16 protein-coding genes and 1 pseudogene are annotated in these 16,401 nt (G+C 65.6%); 14 read left to right on the top strand and 3 right to left on the bottom strand.

The features are described from left to right. Positions 1-112 precede the first annotated feature (112 nt). From WS69_RS35385 to rpsU, 3 genes and pseudogenes are all read left to right on the top strand, one after another. Positions 113-223: a transposase family protein gene (locus WS69_RS35385; RefSeq protein ID WP_269434762.1), complete on the top strand. Its 111-nt coding sequence runs from the start codon at positions 113-115 to the stop codon at positions 221-223. Continuing rightward, a pseudogene (locus WS69_RS32545) lies at positions 207-1,208 on the top strand (ISAs1 family transposase). Before WS69_RS35385 ends, WS69_RS32545 begins: the two are co-directional and overlap by 17 nt. A gap of 318 nt (positions 1,209-1,526) precedes the next feature. Beyond that, complete coding sequence (gene rpsU / locus WS69_RS27625) at positions 1,527-1,739, top strand: 30S ribosomal protein S21 (RefSeq protein ID WP_006401410.1); 213 nt, start codon at positions 1,527-1,529, stop codon at positions 1,737-1,739. 431 nt (positions 1,740-2,170) lie between these two features. Here the strand turns inward: rpsU and WS69_RS27620 are convergent, their stop codons facing one another. Then, positions 2,171-2,776 carry a DNA-3-methyladenine glycosylase I gene (locus tag WS69_RS27620; RefSeq protein ID WP_082716543.1) on the bottom strand — a complete coding sequence of 202 codons (606 nt, stop codon included), beginning with the start codon at positions 2,774-2,776 and terminating at the stop codon, positions 2,171-2,173. 151 nt (positions 2,777-2,927) lie between these two features. Here WS69_RS27620 and WS69_RS27615 point away from each other — a divergent pair, with 151 nt between their 5' ends. Continuing rightward, positions 2,928-3,818: a BadF/BadG/BcrA/BcrD ATPase family protein gene (locus WS69_RS27615; RefSeq protein ID WP_059473824.1), complete on the top strand. Its 891-nt coding sequence runs from the start codon at positions 2,928-2,930 to the stop codon at positions 3,816-3,818. 98 nt (positions 3,819-3,916) lie between these two features. Further along, positions 3,917-4,738: a Cof-type HAD-IIB family hydrolase gene (locus WS69_RS27610; RefSeq protein ID WP_059473823.1), complete on the top strand. Its 822-nt coding sequence runs from the start codon at positions 3,917-3,919 to the stop codon at positions 4,736-4,738. Positions 4,739-4,902: 164 nt separating this feature from the next. Here WS69_RS27610 and aqpZ read toward each other — a convergent pair whose 3' ends face one another. Next, positions 4,903-5,607 carry an aquaporin Z gene (gene aqpZ, locus WS69_RS27605; protein WP_059473822.1) on the bottom strand — a complete coding sequence of 235 codons (705 nt, stop codon included), beginning with the start codon at positions 5,605-5,607 and terminating at the stop codon, positions 4,903-4,905. 305 nt (positions 5,608-5,912) lie between these two features. Between aqpZ and WS69_RS27600 the strand changes: the two genes are divergently transcribed. Continuing rightward, positions 5,913-6,209 carry an H-NS histone family protein gene (locus WS69_RS27600; RefSeq protein ID WP_010107088.1) on the top strand — a complete coding sequence of 99 codons (297 nt, stop codon included), beginning with the start codon at positions 5,913-5,915 and terminating at the stop codon, positions 6,207-6,209. A gap of 103 nt (positions 6,210-6,312) precedes the next feature. Here the strand turns inward: WS69_RS27600 and WS69_RS27595 are convergent, their stop codons facing one another. Next, positions 6,313-7,377 (bottom strand): glycosyltransferase family 4 protein, encoded by a 1,065-nt coding sequence (locus tag WS69_RS27595; protein WP_059473821.1) that lies wholly within the window; start codon positions 7,375-7,377, stop codon positions 6,313-6,315. 592 nt (positions 7,378-7,969) lie between these two features. On the opposite strand from WS69_RS27595, the gene flhD reads away from it, so the two are divergent. The 8 genes from flhD to WS69_RS27555 all read left to right on the top strand — a co-directional run bounded on the left by flhD (position 7,970) and on the right by WS69_RS27555 (position 16,401). Then, positions 7,970-8,290 carry a flagellar transcriptional regulator FlhD gene (gene flhD, locus WS69_RS27590; RefSeq protein ID WP_059473820.1) on the top strand — a complete coding sequence of 107 codons (321 nt, stop codon included), beginning with the start codon at positions 7,970-7,972 and terminating at the stop codon, positions 8,288-8,290. Positions 8,291-8,381: 91 nt separating this feature from the next. Further along, positions 8,382-8,933, top strand: a complete 552-nt coding sequence (gene flhC / locus WS69_RS27585) for a flagellar transcriptional regulator FlhC (protein ID WP_059473819.1) — start codon at positions 8,382-8,384, stop codon at positions 8,931-8,933. A gap of 202 nt (positions 8,934-9,135) precedes the next feature. Then, positions 9,136-9,996, top strand: a complete 861-nt coding sequence (gene motA / locus WS69_RS27580; RefSeq protein ID WP_059473818.1) for a flagellar motor stator protein MotA — start codon at positions 9,136-9,138, stop codon at positions 9,994-9,996. A 16-nt stretch (positions 9,997-10,012) separates the two neighbouring features. Beyond that, positions 10,013-11,035, top strand: a complete 1,023-nt coding sequence (gene motB, locus WS69_RS27575; RefSeq protein WP_059473817.1) for a flagellar motor protein MotB — start codon at positions 10,013-10,015, stop codon at positions 11,033-11,035. A 30-nt stretch (positions 11,036-11,065) separates the two neighbouring features. Further along, positions 11,066-11,446 carry a response regulator gene (locus WS69_RS27570; protein ID WP_059473816.1) on the top strand — a complete coding sequence of 127 codons (381 nt, stop codon included), beginning with the start codon at positions 11,066-11,068 and terminating at the stop codon, positions 11,444-11,446. Positions 11,447-11,477: 31 nt separating this feature from the next. After that, complete coding sequence (cheA, locus tag WS69_RS27565; protein WP_059473815.1) at positions 11,478-13,775, top strand: chemotaxis protein CheA; 2,298 nt, start codon at positions 11,478-11,480, stop codon at positions 13,773-13,775. A 30-nt stretch (positions 13,776-13,805) separates the two neighbouring features. Beyond that, the gene (cheW, locus tag WS69_RS27560; protein WP_059473814.1) at positions 13,806-14,333 is read left to right on the top strand and encodes a chemotaxis protein CheW; all 528 of its coding nucleotides are present in this window, start codon (positions 13,806-13,808) and stop codon (positions 14,331-14,333) included. A gap of 58 nt (positions 14,334-14,391) precedes the next feature. After that, positions 14,392-16,401, top strand: a complete 2,010-nt coding sequence (locus WS69_RS27555; protein WP_059473813.1) for a methyl-accepting chemotaxis protein — start codon at positions 14,392-14,394, stop codon at positions 16,399-16,401.

Below are 16,401 nucleotides of genomic sequence, written 5' to 3'. Positions count from 1 at the left end.
GGGCTTCCGCATGAAGGCGCCGATAAACAATGGGCTTGAGGGCAGAAGGCGGTTGTAAGCAAGAATCGCCTGAGGTTTACTTTCGATTTTTACCCGAGAGGTGGCCACGATCATGGGCGCGTTTGAGGATCTATACGATCCGCGTTGCCGTAAATGCCGCCACGCGCTGGACGAGATTCTACTGACAGCCTTGTGCGCCGTGCTGTGTGGGCGGAGACGATGACGCTGTGGGGGGGCGTAGCCAACTGGCGTGGCTGCGCAAGCATCTGCCGTACGAGAACGGCATTCCGTCGCCGGATACCTTCAGCCGGGTGTTTGCGGCGCTCAATCCGGTGCCGTTCGAACAATGCTTTGTCGCCTGGACGAGTGGTTTGTGCCCGAGCCTTGCCGGTCAGCATGTGGCGATCGACGGCAAGAGCGTGCGCGGCAGCCGCACCCGAGAGGCATCGGCGCTGCATCTGGTGTCGGCGTGGTGCTCGAATAACGGCTTGAGTCTGGCGCAAGTGAGCACGGCCGACAAGAGCAGCGAGCTGACGGCGATTCCTGAATTGCTCAAAACGCTGGAGTTGAGCGGGGCGACGGTGAGTATCGATGCGATGGGCACCTAACACGAGATTGCACGAACCCTCGTCGAGGCCAAGGCGGATTACGTGCTGGCGGTCAAGGAGAACCAGCCCAAGCTGGCCGAGGGCATTCGCCAGTGGTTCACCGCGGCCCGACAAGATCAATTGGAGCACTCCTACTGGGAGCATGTCGAGCATGGCAAGTCGCACGGCCGCCTCGAAACACAAATCTGCCGCGTCGGTGAGGATGTGGACTGGCTCTCGGCGCTGGAACGGGAATGGGCGGGCATCAAGCGGCTGGTGATGATCGAGAGCACGCGCCGGATCGGTGAGAAGCTCGCGACCGAGCTGCGCTACTCCATCAGTTCGAAGCCGGCCAAGGCGGCAGAGATGATGCAATTGATCCGGGCCCATTGGGGCATCGAAAACCAGTTGCACAGGGTGCTGGATGTTTCGTGGGCCGAGGATGCCTGTCTGATCCACGACAAAGTAGCTGCCCGCAATATGGCGACCTTGCGAAAAATGACCCTTAATCTGGCCCGGCTGGCCCAGCAACAGCAGCCCAAGAAAGTCAGCCTCAAAAATATCCGCAACCTCGCCGCTGGGGACCCTGAGCTGCGAAGTTCCATTCTTGGCCTTGATTGACAAGGGTCTTCATGCGGAAGCCTTGGAAGAACAATAAACCACTGGCTCAGCCGACAATTACCTGTTATGATGATTGGCTGAATTGAGATTTCTGTCACGCCTTTGCCGTTTACGTGGATGCGTAGGGCATGTCTGCTGGCAGTCAAACGCGGCGTCTGGTGTTGATTGCCGGGCGTTTCGCGGTGCATTCCGCCTCTCTTTTCCGGCCTCCGAGGCCGCTTACCCGCTCGTTTCGCCCGTTCGTGGAAACGCCCGGAAGGCCGGTGCGTGGCGCTTGGCCGCTACGTTTTTGACCGTATCAAGCAAATTAGGAACGACATGACGACGATTCTTTTGAAAGAAAATGAGCCGTTCGAAGTGGCGATTCGCCGCTTCCGCCGCGCTATCGAAAAAAATGGCCTGATCGCCGAGCTGCGTGAGCGCCAATCGTACGAAAAGCCGACTGCCGTGCGCAAGCGCAAGAAGGCTGCTGCGGTGAAGCGTCTGCACAAGCGCCTGCGCAGCCAGATGCTGCCGAAGAAGCTCCACTAAGCTTCGTCCGCTTCGCCTCGACGGCGGTGCCGCTTCGCAAGAAGTCGCACCGCCGTTTTGCTTGGGTCGCGCGGGCAGCAGCCGGGCAGGGCGGGTGCAAGCGGTCGCGACACACCACACGCGCCGCGCGCTCGATCGAGCGCGGCGCGTGCTCGCCGCACCAGAGGTCGATCTTCGCGGCGGCGCTCGCCGTGCGTGGATCGCCTGGTTTCACGTCGTCCGCGTGCTGGAACTCCCGATGCTCCCGAGGCCGCCGGTTCATCGGGTCGTCGATCGACACACGCCCATCTTCGAATTCACGCCCGCTTCGCCGAGTGCAATCGAAGGCGGCTCGACGGTCCGCTGCTTCTACTTCACGCCCAGCCCCGCGAACCGACGCCCCGCAGTTCGGCTGAGATCGTCGCTGACGCACGTGGCCGGATGCCCAAGCGTCATGCCGCCGACCCCTTTTTCCCCATCTTCTTGCCGAGCGCCGCGCAGCGCGCGCGGCATGGACAGTTCTTCTCGTGGTCGTTGACCATGCCCGTCGCCTGCATCAGCGCATAGCAGATCGTCGAGCCGACGAACTTGCAGCCGTAGCGCTTGAGCGCCTTGCTGAGTGCATCCGAGCGCTCGGTCGACGCCGGCGCTTCGCGGTACGACGCCCATGCGTTCTGTAACGGCGCGCCGTCGACGAACGACCACAGGAACGCCGCGAGCGAGCCGTGCTCCGCGCGAATCTGCTGGACCGCGCGCGCGTTCGCGACGGTTGCCTCGATCTTCGCGCGGTTGCGTACGATGCGCGCATCGAGCACCAGCTCGTCGATCCGCTTCGGCGTGAAACGGGCGACCTTGTCGACGTCGAAGTCGGCAAACGCCGCGCGATAGCCGGCGCGCTTGTTCAAGATCGTCGACCATGACAAGCCTGCCTGTGCGCCCTCGAGCACGAGCATTTCGAACAAGTGCCGGTCGTCGTGCGACGGCACGCCCCATTCGGTATCGTGATAGTGAGCGTCCGCTTCGGTTTTTACCCAATTGCAGCGTTCCTGCATCGGCATCTCTCGCCTGTTTCGTCGATCTGGTCGCGCCAGCATAACGGATCGGCGAGCGCGTGCAAGCCTGGCCGTTCGGCCGATGGGCGCGGCGGGCCGTTGCGGTTAAGCTCTTACATCAGTGACACTTCGACGAATCATCTGGACTGAAGCGGCAATGGGCAATGACATTTTTCTGATCGGCGTCGACGGCGGCGGCACGGGCACCCGTACGGTGCTCGCCGATGCGCAGGGGCGCGAACTCGCGCAAGGCAGCGGTGGGCCGTCGGGGCTCGCGCTCGGCATCGACGCCGCGTGGCGCTCGATCGGGGGCGCCTGCATGGACGCTTGCGCGCGGGCTGGCGTCGCGTTCGACTGGCAGCGCTGCGTGCTTGGCTGCGGCCTTGCCGGCGTGAACCATCGCGAGTGGCTGAGCGCATTTCGCGCGAGCGCGCCGCTTGCCGCGCTCGCGGTCGAAAGCGACGCATACACGACTGTCGTCGGCGCGCACGGCGGCGCGCCGGGCGTCGTCGTCGCGCTCGGCACCGGCAGCATTGCCGCCGCGCTTGACGAGACGGGCGCCTGCCGGATCGCGGGCGGGTACGGCTTTCCGTCCGGCGATGAGGCGAGCGGCGCATGGCTCGGCCTGCGCGCGCTGTCGTATGCGCAGCAGGCGCTCGACGGCCGCGCTCCGCTCGACGCGTTCGCGCAGGCGCTCGTCACGTATACCGGCGCGTCCGATCGCGACGCGCTCATCGTTTGGTCATGCGAAGCGAATCAGACGGCATATGCATGCCTTGCGCCGATCGTGCTCGCGCATCGCGACCATCCGGCCGCCGCGCAATGGATCGAGCAAGCGGGCGCCGAGATCGGCAAGATGATCGATGCGCTCGATCCTGCTGCGGCGCTGCCCGTCGCATTGTGCGGCGGGCTTGCCGACGCGCTCGTGAGCGCGGTGCCGGAGCCCCACCGTGCGCGGCTCGTCGCGCCGCAAGCCGACTCCGCGCACGGCGCACTGCGGCTTGCCGCACAGGAAGCGGCAAGGCTCGGGCTCACGGCGCGGCAATGAGTGCGACGAGCGTGAACGGACATCGGCGAGCAGCGTTTTCCATCCGACGATAGAATGTCCGCTTCTCTCTGCGCCCCCCGCATCCTCCGATGTCCGCCATGTACAAAGTCATCGCAACCGATCTCGACGGAACCCTGCTCAACAGCGATCACCAGCTCGATCTGTACACGATCGACACGGTACGGCGGCTCGCGGGCGACGGCGTGCGCTTCGTGATCGCGACGGGACGCCACTATGCGGACGTCGCCGGCATTCGCGACGTGCTCGGCATCCGGCCGTACCTGATCACGTCGAACGGCGCGCGGGTGCATGCGCCCGACGATACGCGGATCCACGCGCAGGACGTGCCCGCCGACACGGTGCGGCAACTGGTGCGGCCCGAGCTTGTCGGCCCGCACGGCCGCGTGATCGTCAATCTCTTCACGAACGACGGCTGGCTGATCGACCGCGACGCGCCGCATCTGCTCGCATTCCATCAGGATTCCGGATTTCGCTACGACGTCGTCGATATGCTGTCGCACGACGGCGCGGACATCGCGAAGGTGCTTTACATCGGCGAGCCGGGGGATCTGGCCGTCATTTCCGACAACCTCGCGCGCCAGTTCGGCGACGCGCTGTACGTCACGTACTCGCTACCCGATTGCCTCGAGGTGATGACGGCGAACGTGTCGAAGGGGCGCGCGCTGCGTGTCGTGCTCGAGCGGCTCGGCGTCGATTCCGCGCATTGCGTCGCGTTCGGCGACAACATGAACGACATCGATCTGCTCGAGACGGCAGGGCACCCGTTCATGATGAACAACGCGAATCCCGATCTCGTCTCGCGTCTGCCGAAGGTGCCGCGGATCGGCAACAATTTCGAAGCGGGCGTCGCGCGCCATTTGCGTACGCTGTTCGTGCTCGAGGATTCCGCGACGCACTGACGCGCACGGCAAGCCGCCGTCGATGAAAAAACGGGCGCCACGGCGCCCGTTCCGGCTTCGCCCCGTCGCCGCTGACCGGCGAGGGGCGAATGATCGTATCCCTCTGTCGCGTCGCCCCGTGAGGCGAGGTGCGGACGGCCGGCGCGAATCCTGCCGCGCCGGCGTCAGCTTTCGTCGCGGCCCGCGACGAGCGGGTACACCACACCGGCGATCGCCGCGCCGATGATGGGCGCTACCCAGAACAGCCACAGCTGGCCGATCGCCTCGCCGCCGACGAAGAGCGCCGGCCCCGTCGAGCGCGCCGGGTTCACCGACGTGTTCGTCACCGGGATCGAGATCAGGTGGATCAGCGTGAGGCACAGGCCGATCGCGATCGGCGCGAAGCCGGCTGGCGCTCGCTTGTCGGTCGAGCCGAGGATTACGAAAAGGAAGAAGCCCGTCAGGACGACTTCGCAGAGGAACGCGGCCGCGAGCGAGTAATGGCCGGGCGAGCGCGCGTCATAGCCGTTCGTCGCGAAGCCGCTGCCGACGACGTCGAAGCCCGGCTTGCCGGTCGCGATCAGATACAGCACGAACGCGCCGAGCGTGGCGCCGACGACCTGCGCGACGACATACGGCACGAGATCGCGGGCCGGGAAACGTCCCGCCACGGTCAGGCCGACGCTCACGGCAGGATTCAGGTGGCATCCGGAGACGTGGCCGATTGCGAACGCCATCGTCAGGACCGTCAAGCCGAAGGCCAATGCGACGCCGGCAAAGCCGATTCCGAGGCCCGGATAAGCGGCCGCCAGCACGGCGCTGCCACAGCCGCCTAGAACGAGCCAGAACGTGCCGAACACTTCCGCTGCGAGACGCTGAGGTAATTTCATTGAAGTGGCTCCTGGTCATGTAAATCGAAAACGGATCGCGCCGCCAAAAGCGGGGACGCATCCACGAACGCCGTCTGGATTATAGGAAATCTTACGGATTGTGAAGGGTCAACGATTGTCAAATTGAGATTGGCCGATCAGTGTTTTTATTAGAATAAGGCCGCATTGCAGGAGTATTGCAATTGATTTTTAAAATTTATCAGACGAAATAAATTTGGTGGATTTCGTAGCAATTCCGATTGCGCAATAGATCCTTTGTGTCTAGGCTGGGAAATGCCAGGCGGATCATGATATAGGGAGTCGAAATGTCTCAATACGCGAAAATCAAGGCGCAGATCGCCGAGCTGCAGGCTCAGGCGGACGAGGTGCGTCATCAGGAAGTCGCGGCCGTGATCGCCGAGCTGCAAGGCAAGATCGCCGAGTATGGGCTGACGGCGCAGGATCTGGGATTCGCCGAACGCGCAAGGCGCGGTCGTCCGCCGAAGAAAGGACCACTGCCGCCCAAATACCGCGATCCGAAATCCGGCAGCACGTGGAGCGGCCGCGGGAAGCCACCGCATTGGATCGTCGGCAAAAACCGTGAGCGGTTTTTGATCGGCTGATTATCGAGCGCTTGGCAAAAAGAAAGCCGCATTTACCGATGCGGCTTTCTTCTCTGTGGGACGTAATGGGCGCATCATTTCTGCAATGGCGCCGGCTAAAGGGTTAACCCGCCGCCGCGCGTCGCCATTGTGGTTGCTTGGCCGACTCGCGCAGCGTTTCATAGATGTCGATATAGCGCCGCGCCATTGCGTGCGAGCTGAAACGTTGCTCGAATTGCGCGCGGATTGCATCGCGCGACAATTCGTCGATCCGGTGCAGCGCGCCCACCGCGCCTTGCACGTCCTCGACGATGAAGCCCGTCACGCCGTCGTCGATCACTTCCGGCACGGAGCCGCGGTTGAACGCGACGACGGGCGTGCCGCACGCCATCGCCTCGATCATCACGAGGCCGAACGGCTCCGGCCAGTCGATCGGGAACAGCAGCGCCTTCGCGCCTGACAGAAACGCCGGCTTCTGCGCCTCGTTGATCTCGCCGATGAACTCGACATGCGCGGAATCGAGGAGCGGCTCGATTTCGGTCTTGAAATAATCCTCGTCGACCTTGTCGACCTTCGCCGCGATCTTGAGCGGGAGGCCGCTTTGCGCTGCGATCCGGATCGCGGTGTCTACGCGCTTTTCCGGACAGATGCGGCCGAGGAAGGCGAGATATTCGGGCTTGCGGTCGGCCTGCGGCGTGAGCAGCGTGGCGGGCAGCCCGTGGTAGACGGTGCCTGCCCAACCGGCCTGCGGCAGCGGCGTGCGCTGCGAGTCCGAGATCGACACGACGGGCGCGTTCGGAAACGCGTCGAACACGGGCTGCAGTTCCGGCAGGTCGAGGCGGCCGTGCAGCGTCGTGACGAACGGCGCATCGAGACGCGACAGCAGCGGAAACGGCAGGTAGTCGAGATGGAAGTGCAGGACATCGAACGTATGTGCGACGCGCGCAACCTGCTCGAGAAGGCGCATATGGGGCGCCATTCCGTCGCGGATCGACGGATCGAGCCTTAGCGCGCGCGGCCAGGCGGCCTCGAGGCGCGCCGACGTGACGGAATCGCCGCTTGCGAACAGCGTGACGTCGTGCCCCATTTCGACGAGCGTCTCGGTCAGATAGGACACGACCCGCTCGGTGCCCCCGTAGAGTTTGGGCGGAACGGCTTCGTAGAGCGGGGCGATTTGGGCAATGCGCATGAGCGATCTCCGTTGCGAAGAGAGCGGAACTCGCCGACGGATGCCGCGAGCAACGCTCCCGATGAGCGGCGGGCGCCTGCCCTGGGGCAAGCAAGCGGTGCTCGGCGAATGTCGCCGGACCGGGCGTTCCGATTCATTATCGGGATCGTCCGCGCGGTATCGAGGGATTTTTCAAACGCTTAACCCTTGTTACAGGATGAAATACGCGAAAACCCTAGAAATCGCCCGGCCGAATGGCTAGCATGTGGCAAAAACGGAATGCGAAAGTCGTCCGTCCATTCGAGCGGATTGCGCCGTTTTGCCGCTGCCGCGCCTGAAGATAGTGTTTCCCCCTGCGCTGACTGGCGCGACTTTCGGCCAGATGGGCGGCTCCGCCGGCCACCCCGCGCTATGTCAGAAAAATTCCTACACGGTTTACAGACAATTCCGGCAAAGCGCATTCCCCTTCACTGATAGCGGCGTCCCCGCTGATTGGCCAAAATGCCCGTAAGAATATAAACAAGCCGATTGCCCGGCCTTACTGGGTAGATCGAGCAAACGTTTTCATTGGCATCACCGATTGGCCAAAGATTTCTTACGGGGGAATCGAATCATGAGCGCAACCAGCGAAATGCTCGCCGAGATCAACGAAGTCAACCTGTCTTACCTGCTGCTCGCGCAACGACTGCTGCGCGAGGACAAGGCCATGGGCATGTTCCGCATGGGGATTTCGGAGGAACTCGCCGACGTGCTCGTGAACCTGACGCTTGCCCAGACGGTCAAGCTCGCCGCCTCGAACCAGATGCTCTGCCGTTTCCGTTTCGACGATCACTCGCTCCTGTCGTCGCTCGCCGACAAAGGCCGCAGCTCTGCCGTCGCGCACGCGCACTCGGCGATCCTGATGGCCGGTCAGCCGGTCGAAAGCTTCCGTTGAGGGAAGCCGCGTCTCCCGTTCGGGCGCATTGATGCATCTGCAGAAATTGTCAATCTTATTGTTCGATTAACGGAAATAGCGGGGAGCGGCGATGGCGTCCAAGAGCGTAGTGATCGAGGTCAAGGAGATCACCCTGGCGATCGAACTGATCGAACTGGGCGCGCGGCTGCAATTGCTCGAAGCCGAGACGAACCTGTCGCGCGATCGCCTGATCAAGCTCTACAAGGAGCTGAAGGGCGTTTCGCCGCCGAAGGGGATGCTGCCGTTCTCGACCGACTGGTTCATGACGTGGCAGCCGAACATTCATTCTTCGCTGTTCTATAACATCTACCGTTTCATGCGCGAGCACGGCGGCTGCGAGTCGATCCAGGCGATCGTCAAGGCATACCGGCTGTACCTCGAGCACGTCGGTATGTCGGACGACGAAGCGGCGCTGAGCCTCACGCGCGCCTGGACGCTCGTGCGTTTCTTCGATTCCGGCATGCTGCAGATGACACCGTGCACCCGCTGTGGCGGACACTTTGTCGCGCACGCGCACGATCCGCATCACGGCTACGTGTGCGGTCTCTGCCAGCCGCCGTCGCGCGCGGGCAAGACCCGCAAGGCCGCCGCGTTGGCCGGCCGGGCCGCCATCGCCGCATAAGTCGACAAACCGCATAAGCCGCGGGCGAGCGAGCGTTCGCTCCGGCTGTCGAGCCGCGCCGTCCGTCGGGCGGCGCGCCGTTTTCCCCATCTGCTGGTTTACACCGGCGGGCCTCTCCGGGGCGGTTCTCAAAGTTTTCGTTCCGACTGCCGTAAACCACTTAACGGCGGCCTCCCGGCCGCGCATTCGTGAGGGACAGGCAGTGCTGATTTTCGTGGGAACTCTCGTGACGTTGTTGTCCGTGTTCGGCGGCTACGCGCTGGCGGGCGGACACCTGGGCGCGCTCGTTCAGCCGGTCGAGATCTTGATGATCGTCGGCGCGGGCGTCGGCGCGTTCATCCTCGGCAACGGCATCAAGACGATCAAGGCGACGCTGCGCGTGCTGCCCTCGCTGTTCAAGGGCTCGAAGTACAACAAGGACATCTACATGGAGCTGATGGCGCTCCTGTACGTGTTGCTCGCGAAGGCGCGCAAGGAAGGCACGCTCACGCTCGAGGCGGACATCGACGACCCCGAGAAGAGCCCGATCTTCACCCAGTATCCGAAGATCCTCGCCGACAAGCACATCGTCGAATTCCTGACCGACTACCTGCGCTTGATGGTGGGTGGCAACATGAACGCGTTCGAGATCGAAAGCCTGATGGACGAGGAGATCGAGACGCACCACGCGGAAGGCGAAGGCCCCGCGCACGCGCTGATGCGCGTTGGCGACGCGATGCCGGCGTTCGGGATCGTCGCCGCGGTGATGGGCGTCGTCCACACGATGGCGTCCGCCGACAAGCCGCCCGCGGTGCTGGGCGCGATGATCGCGCAGGCGCTCGTCGGCACGTTCCTCGGCATTTTGCTGTCGTATGGCCTGATCGGCCCGCTGTCGAGCCTCGCGGAGCAGCGCGTCGCCGAGTCGACCAAGATGTTCCAGTGCATCAAAGTGACGATCCTCGCGAGCCTGAACGGCTACGCACCCGCGATCGCGGTCGAGTTCGGCCGCAAGGTGCTGTTCTCGACCGAGCGCCCGTCGTTCGCCGAGCTCGAAGAGCACGTGCGCCGCGTGAAAGCGAAGTGAGCGCGAGGGCCCCGACATGAGCAAAGGCAAGGATCAGGCGATCATCGTCAAGCGGGTGAACCAGCAGAAGAAGGGGCACCACGGCGGTGCATGGAAGCTCGCGTACGCGGACTTCATGACCGCGATGATGGCGTTCTTCCTGTTGATGTGGCTGCTCTCCGCTGTGACGCCCGTGCAGTTGAAGGGGATCGCCGAGTACTTCAACACGCCGCTCAAGGCTGCGATCTTCGGCAGCGGCGACCGCAGCGCCGACGATTCGAGCATCGTCAAGGGCGGCGGCCGCGACATTTCGAGCATCGAAGCCGGCGCGACGCGCCGCACCGACGGTTCGACCAGTCTCGCCGACCGCATCGCGAAGAAGAGCGAGGACGAAGCGCTCGCGCAGGCGCAAGGCTCGCTCGAGCGCCGCGAGCAGGTGCGGCTGCACGACCTGCAGGTGAAGCTGATGGCGGCGATCGAGGCGAACCCGACGCTGCGCCAGTTCAAGCAGCAGATCCGCATCGATTCGACGCTGATGGGGCTGCGCATCGAGATCGTCGATACACAGAAGCGGCCGATGTTCGCGATGTCGAGCGACGCCGTCGAGCCGTACATGCGCGACATCCTTCGCGAGATCGGCAAGACGCTCAACGACGTGCCGAATCGCATCGTCGTCCAGGGCCACACCGACGCCGTGCCGTACGCGGGCGGCGAGAAGGGCTACAGCAACTGGGAACTGTCCGCCGATCGCGCGAACGCGTCGCGCCGCGAGCTGATCGCGGGCGGCATGGACGAGGCGAAGGTGCTGCGCGTGCTCGGCCTCGCGTCGACGCAGAACCTGAACAAGGCGGATCCGCTCGATCCGGAGAACCGCCGGATCAGCATCATCGTGCTGAACCGCAAATCCGAGCTCGCGCTGATGCGCGACGACGCGACGACGACGACGCTGTCGTCCGACGCGGCCGGCTCGGCACGCCTCGCGCAGCAGATCACGCCGCCCGGCGCGGCCGCCGCGCCCGCTTCGCCGGGCGCCTCGAGCCCCGCCGCACAGAAACCCTGACGCTTTCGAGACACGCATTCGAGACACGACATGATTCGAACCATTCTCGCCATCGACGATTCCGCCACGATGCGCACGCTGTTGCACGCGACGCTCGGCGAAGCGGGCTACGACGTGACCGTCGCCTCGGACGGCGAGGCCGGACTCGAGGTTGCATTGGCCGCGACGTTCGACCTGGTGCTGACCGATCACTACATGCCGAAGAAGAACGGCCTCGAGGTGATCGCGGCGCTGCGCGGGCAGCCCGCTTACGAGGCGACGCCGATTCTCGTCCTCACGACCGAGAACGGCGATGCGTTCAAGGACGCGGCGCGCGCCGCGGGCGCGACCGGCTGGATCGAAAAGCCGCTCGACCCGGACGCGCTGCTCGAGCTCGTCGCGGCGCTTGCGTCGTCGTCGAGCCTTTCGTGATGAACACGACGTTTTTATGCGGTGAACCGGCATGACTCTCGATATCACACAGTTCTATCAGACGTTCTTCGACGAAGCCGACGAGCTGCTCGCGCAGATGGAGCAGCTCCTGCTGAACCTGGACGTCGCCTCGCCCGATCCCGAGGATCTGGCCGCGATCTTCCGCGCCGCGCATTCGATCAAGGGCGGCGCCGCGACGTTCGGCTTCACCGCGCTCACGGAGACGACGCACATCCTCGAATCGCTGCTCGATCGCGCGCGCAACCACGAACTGACACTGACGAAGGAGATGGTCGATGCGTTCCTCGAGACAAAGGACGTGCTGTCCGACCAGCTCGCCGACTACCGCGCGAGTGCCGAGCCCGACGCGGCCGCGGCCGCCGCGATCTGCGGGAAGCTCGAACGGCTGAAAGCGTCTGCGAGCGGCGCGCAGGCAGCGCCTGCCGCAGCGGCGGCACCGGCCGCGGCTCAACCGGCTGCGCCCGCTCCAGCCGCCGCGTCTGCCGCACCCGCCGCGCCGACGGTAGACCTCCTCGGCGTGCCCGAGCACGTCGTCGAGCAGGCAGTCGAGGCCGCGCATCCGGCGCCCGGCGCGCCCGACGCCGCAGGCGGCGACGGCCCGCATCTGAAGATCACGCTGACGGGCGTCGGCGACAAGGACCAGGAACTGCTGACCGAGGAGCTCGGCAATCTCGGGCAGATCGTCGGCCGCGTGAAGGCGGGCGACGCGCTCACGCTGTGGCTCGAAACCGACGTGCCGTCGGACGACATCATCGCCGTGTGCTGCTTCGTGATCGACGAAAGCCAGATCGCGATCGGTCGCGGCACCGCGCCGGGCGCCGGAGCGGCGCAGTCCGAGGCGGCCGCCGCGACGCAGGCGGCGTCGCAGTCGTACGAAGCCGAACGCGAGCCTGAGCTCGCCGAAGCCGCGGCGGAACCGGCCACGGCCCGGCCGGCGGCGCCCGCCGCCGAAGCGAAGCCGGCTGCGCAACCCGCCGCGCCGAGTGCGCCCGTCGCGGCCGCCGCCGCGCCGGCGGCCGCGGCTCCCGCCGCACAAAGCGCGGCGCAAGCCGCCGCGCAGCATCACGACGACCGCAAGCCGCGCCCGGTCGCCGCTGCGAGCGCGGAGGGCAGCTCGATCCGCGTGGGCGTCGAGAAGGTCGACCAGTTGATCAACCTCGTCGGCGAGCTCGTGATCACGCAGGCGATGCTCGCGGAGACGACGAGCGCGTTCGATCCGGCGCTGCACGACCGCCTGTACAACGGCATGGCGCAGCTCGAGCGCAACGCGCGCGATTTGCAGGAAGCGGTGATGTCGATCCGGATGATGCCGATGGACTATGTGTTCAGCCGCTTCCCGCGGCTCGTGCGCGACCTTGCTGGCAAGCTCGGCAAGCAGGTCGAGCTCGTCACGTTCGGCCAGGCGACCGAGCTCGACAAGAGCCTCATCGAGCGGATCATCGATCCGCTCACCCACCTCGTGCGCAACAGCCTCGACCACGGGATCGAAACCGTCGAGGCGCGCCGCGCGGCGGGCAAGGATGCGGTCGGCCAGCTCGTGCTGTCGGCCGCGCATCACGGCGGCAACATCGTGATCGAGGTCAGTGACGACGGCGCGGGCCTGAACCGCGACAGGATCCTCGCGAAGGCCGCGAAGCAGGGGATGCAGATCTCCGAGAACATCAGCGACGACGAGGTGTGGAACCTCATCTTCGCGCCGGGCTTCTCGACGGCCGAAGTCGTGACCGACGTGTCCGGCCGCGGCGTCGGGATGGACGTCGTCAAGCGCAACATCCAGTCGATGGGCGGGCACGTCGAGATCTCGTCGCAGGCCGGCCGTGGCACGACGACGCGGATCGTGCTGCCGCTCACGCTCGCCATTCTCGACGGGATGTCGGTGAAGGTCGGCAGCGAGATCTTCATCCTGCCGCTCAACTTCGTGATGGAGTCGCTGCAGCCGTCGGCCGAAGACATCTACACGATCGGCAACGGCGAGCGCGTCGTGCGCGTGCGCGGCGAATATCTGCCGCTCGTCGCGCTGCACGAGGTGTTCTCGGTCGACGACGCGCGCACCGATCCGACGCAGGGCATCGTCACGATCATGCAGACGGAAGGCCGCCGCTTCGCGATGCTGATCGACGAACTGGTGGGCCAGCAGCAGGTGGTCGTCAAGAACCTCGAGACGAACTACCGCAAGGTGTACGGCATTTCCGCCGCGACGATTCTCGGCGACGGCAGCGTCGCGCTGATCGTCGACGTCGCGGCGCTCAATCGCGAAACCCGCTCGACGCACGGCGCGCACGCGAGCGCCGCGCTCGCCGCGTCCTAACTTACGTCATCCATCGACCTGGGGGCTAATGTGTCCGAAGTCCAAACGAACAATTCGGCCGCCGCGAACGCGGCCAACCGCCGCGACGCCGAGCAGGGCGACGCGGCGGGCCAGGAGTTTCTCGTCTTCACGCTCGGCGACGAGGAATACGGCATCGATATTCTCAAGGTGCAGGAAATCCGCGGTTACGACAGCGTCACGCGGATCGCGAACGCGCCCGAGTTCATCAAGGGCGTGATCAACCTGCGCGGGATCATCGTGCCCATCGTCGACATGCGGATCAAGTTCCATCTCGGCCGCGTCGACTACGACCATCAGACGGTCGTGATCATCCTGAACGTCGCGCACCGCGTCGTCGGGATGGTCGTCGACGGCGTGTCCGACGTGCTCACGCTGTCCACCGAGCAGATCATGCCGGCGCCGGAGTTCGGCGGCGTGCTGACGACCGAATACCTGACGGGTCTCGGCACGGTCGACGGCCGGATGCTGATCCTGATGGACATCGAGAAGCTGATGACGAGCAAGGAGATGGCGCTGATCGACACGCTCGGCGCGTGAACGGGCGCGCCGCGCTGTCGCACGCGACGCACGCAACGGAACTACGGGGGAGCTGACGATGCTGCACAACTGGTCGATCCGCACGACGCTGACGGCCGTCGGATTAATGCTGGTGCTCGTCGCCGCGCTGGTCGGCGGGCTCGGGCTGTACGCGCTCAATCACGCGAGCCGCTCGCTCGACGCGATCGCGCACGGCGATCTGCCGACGATCCACACGCTCGACGACGCGTCGTCGTACCTGCTGCGCTCGCGCGTCGCGCTCGACCGTTTCAAGACGCTGTCCGAGGCCGGCAACGCCGACGAGGCGCAGAAGGTGCTGTCGCGCGCGCAGGAGCTGTACGCGAAGTCGGCGCAGAACTGGCAGACGTATCTCGCGGCACCGAAGGAAGGCATCGACCAGGCGCTCACGGACGCGCTCGCCGCGCGCTACGCGACGCTGACGAAGGAAGGCGTCGAGCCGGAATTCGCGGCCGCGCATGCGGGCGACCTCGCCGCGTATCACGCGATCGCCGACACGAAGATCAGCCCGATGTTCGTCGCATACGACAGCGCGGCGTCCGCGGTGGTCGCCGCGTATTCGAAGCGCGCGGAATCGCGCTTCGACGCGACGCAGGCGCGCATTTCGCTGATGATTGCGTTGATCGCGGCGGGCATCGTCATCGCGTTCCTGATGGTGATCGGCATTCGCTTCGCGCTGCGTGGGCTCATCGTGCAGCCGCTCAACGTCGCGATCGCGCAGTTCGAGCGGATCTCGGCGGGCGACCTCACGCAAGCGTCGCAGGGCGCGGGCAAGAACGAAATCGGCCGGCTGTTCCACGGCATCGGCCGGATGCAGGCGGCCGTCGCCGACATGGTGAAGGCCGTGCATCGCGGCGCGGCGGCGGTCGACGCCGGCGCGCGCGAGATCTCGAGCGGCAACGCCGATCTGTCGGCGCGCACCGAATCGCAGGCGGCGTCGCTGCAGGAAACCGCGTCGAGCATGGAGCAGCTCACGGGCACGGTGCGCCAGAACGCGGAGAACGCGCGGCAGGCGAGCCAGCTCGCGGTCAACGCTTCCGACATCGCGACGCAAGGCGGCGAGGTCGTCGGCCGGGTCGTCACGACGATGCAGGACATCGCGGCGAGCTCGACGAAGGTCGCCGACATCATCGGCACGATCGAAGGCATCGCATTCCAGACCAACATCCTCGCGCTGAACGCGGCCGTCGAAGCGGCGCGCGCGGGCGAGCAGGGCCGAGGCTTCGCGGTCGTCGCGGGCGAGGTGCGCTCGCTCGCGCAGCGCAGCGCGACGGCCGCCAAGGAAATCAAGCAGTTGATCGGCGACTCCGCGCACAAGGTGCAAAGCGGCTCGGCGCTCGTCGAGCGCGCGGGCACGACGATGGCCGAGATCGTTCAGGCGGTGCGCCGCGTGACGGACATCATGGGCGAGATCAGCGCGGCGTCCGAAGAGCAGTCGACGGGTATCGTCCAGGTGAATCGCGCGGTCAGCCAGATGGACGCCGTCACGCAGCAGAACGCGGCGCTCGTCGAAGAGGCGGCCGCCGCTGCCGCGTCGCTCGAAGAGCAGACGCGGCAGATGACGCAGGTCGTGTCGGTCTGGCGGGTCGAAGGCGGGATCGCGTCCGCCGCGGCTTCGTCGGGTGCGAAGGCGCATGCGAACGCGGGGTCGCCGAGCGAGCCGTCGGCTGCTTCGACGACGTCACGCGCGCCCGCTGCCGGCGAGCCTGCGACCACCGGCGCGTCCGGATCGTCGTCGGCTTCGGCCGCCGCGGCGCCGGCTGCCGCACTCGGCGCCCGCGCGGCGCATGGCACTGCGCCGCAGCCCGCGAAGAAGCCCGCCGACGCGCCGAAGTCGGCCGCGTCCCCGGCGTCTTCCGCCTATGCGCCGAAGCTCGCGAAGCCGGGCGCAGCCGCGCATCCGTCGCCAAGCAAGGCCGGCGCGGCCGCCGCGCCGCAAGCTGCCGCCGCTTCCGCGTCCTCCTTCGCGCTCAAGCGCCCGGTGCTGTCGGGCGAGTCGAAGCCCGCGGCCGCCTCGGCGTCCTCCGACGACGACTGGGAAACCTTTTGA

Source organism: Burkholderia sp. BDU5 (assembly GCF_001522845.1).
GTDB classification, from domain to species: domain Bacteria; phylum Pseudomonadota; class Gammaproteobacteria; order Burkholderiales; family Burkholderiaceae; genus Burkholderia; species Burkholderia mayonis.
The sequence above is the reverse complement of the archived record's forward strand: the minus strand, read 5'-3'. Positions and strand labels throughout refer to the sequence as shown.

Coding starts and splice junctions, on each gene's coding strand:
- WS69_RS35385 (WP_269434762.1), top strand. CDS start 113: ATGGGCGCGTTTGAGGATCTATACGATCCGCGTTGCCGTAAATGCCGC.
- rpsU (WP_006401410.1), top strand. CDS start 1,527: ATGACGACGATTCTTTTGAAAGAAAATGAGCCGTTCGAAGTGGCGATT.
- WS69_RS27620 (WP_082716543.1), bottom strand. CDS start 2,776: ATGCCGATGCAGGAACGCTGCAATTGGGTAAAAACCGAAGCGGACGCT.
- WS69_RS27615 (WP_059473824.1), top strand. CDS start 2,928: ATGGGCAATGACATTTTTCTGATCGGCGTCGACGGCGGCGGCACGGGC.
- WS69_RS27610 (WP_059473823.1), top strand. CDS start 3,917: ATGTACAAAGTCATCGCAACCGATCTCGACGGAACCCTGCTCAACAGC.
- aqpZ (WP_059473822.1), bottom strand. CDS start 5,607: ATGAAATTACCTCAGCGTCTCGCAGCGGAAGTGTTCGGCACGTTCTGG.
- WS69_RS27600 (WP_010107088.1), top strand. CDS start 5,913: ATGTCTCAATACGCGAAAATCAAGGCGCAGATCGCCGAGCTGCAGGCT.
- WS69_RS27595 (WP_059473821.1), bottom strand. CDS start 7,377: ATGCGCATTGCCCAAATCGCCCCGCTCTACGAAGCCGTTCCGCCCAAA.
- flhD (WP_059473820.1), top strand. CDS start 7,970: ATGAGCGCAACCAGCGAAATGCTCGCCGAGATCAACGAAGTCAACCTG.
- flhC (WP_059473819.1), top strand. CDS start 8,382: ATGGCGTCCAAGAGCGTAGTGATCGAGGTCAAGGAGATCACCCTGGCG.
- motB (WP_059473817.1), top strand. CDS start 10,013: ATGAGCAAAGGCAAGGATCAGGCGATCATCGTCAAGCGGGTGAACCAG.
- WS69_RS27570 (WP_059473816.1), top strand. CDS start 11,066: ATGATTCGAACCATTCTCGCCATCGACGATTCCGCCACGATGCGCACG.
- cheA (WP_059473815.1), top strand. CDS start 11,478: ATGACTCTCGATATCACACAGTTCTATCAGACGTTCTTCGACGAAGCC.
- WS69_RS27555 (WP_059473813.1), top strand. CDS start 14,392: ATGCTGCACAACTGGTCGATCCGCACGACGCTGACGGCCGTCGGATTA.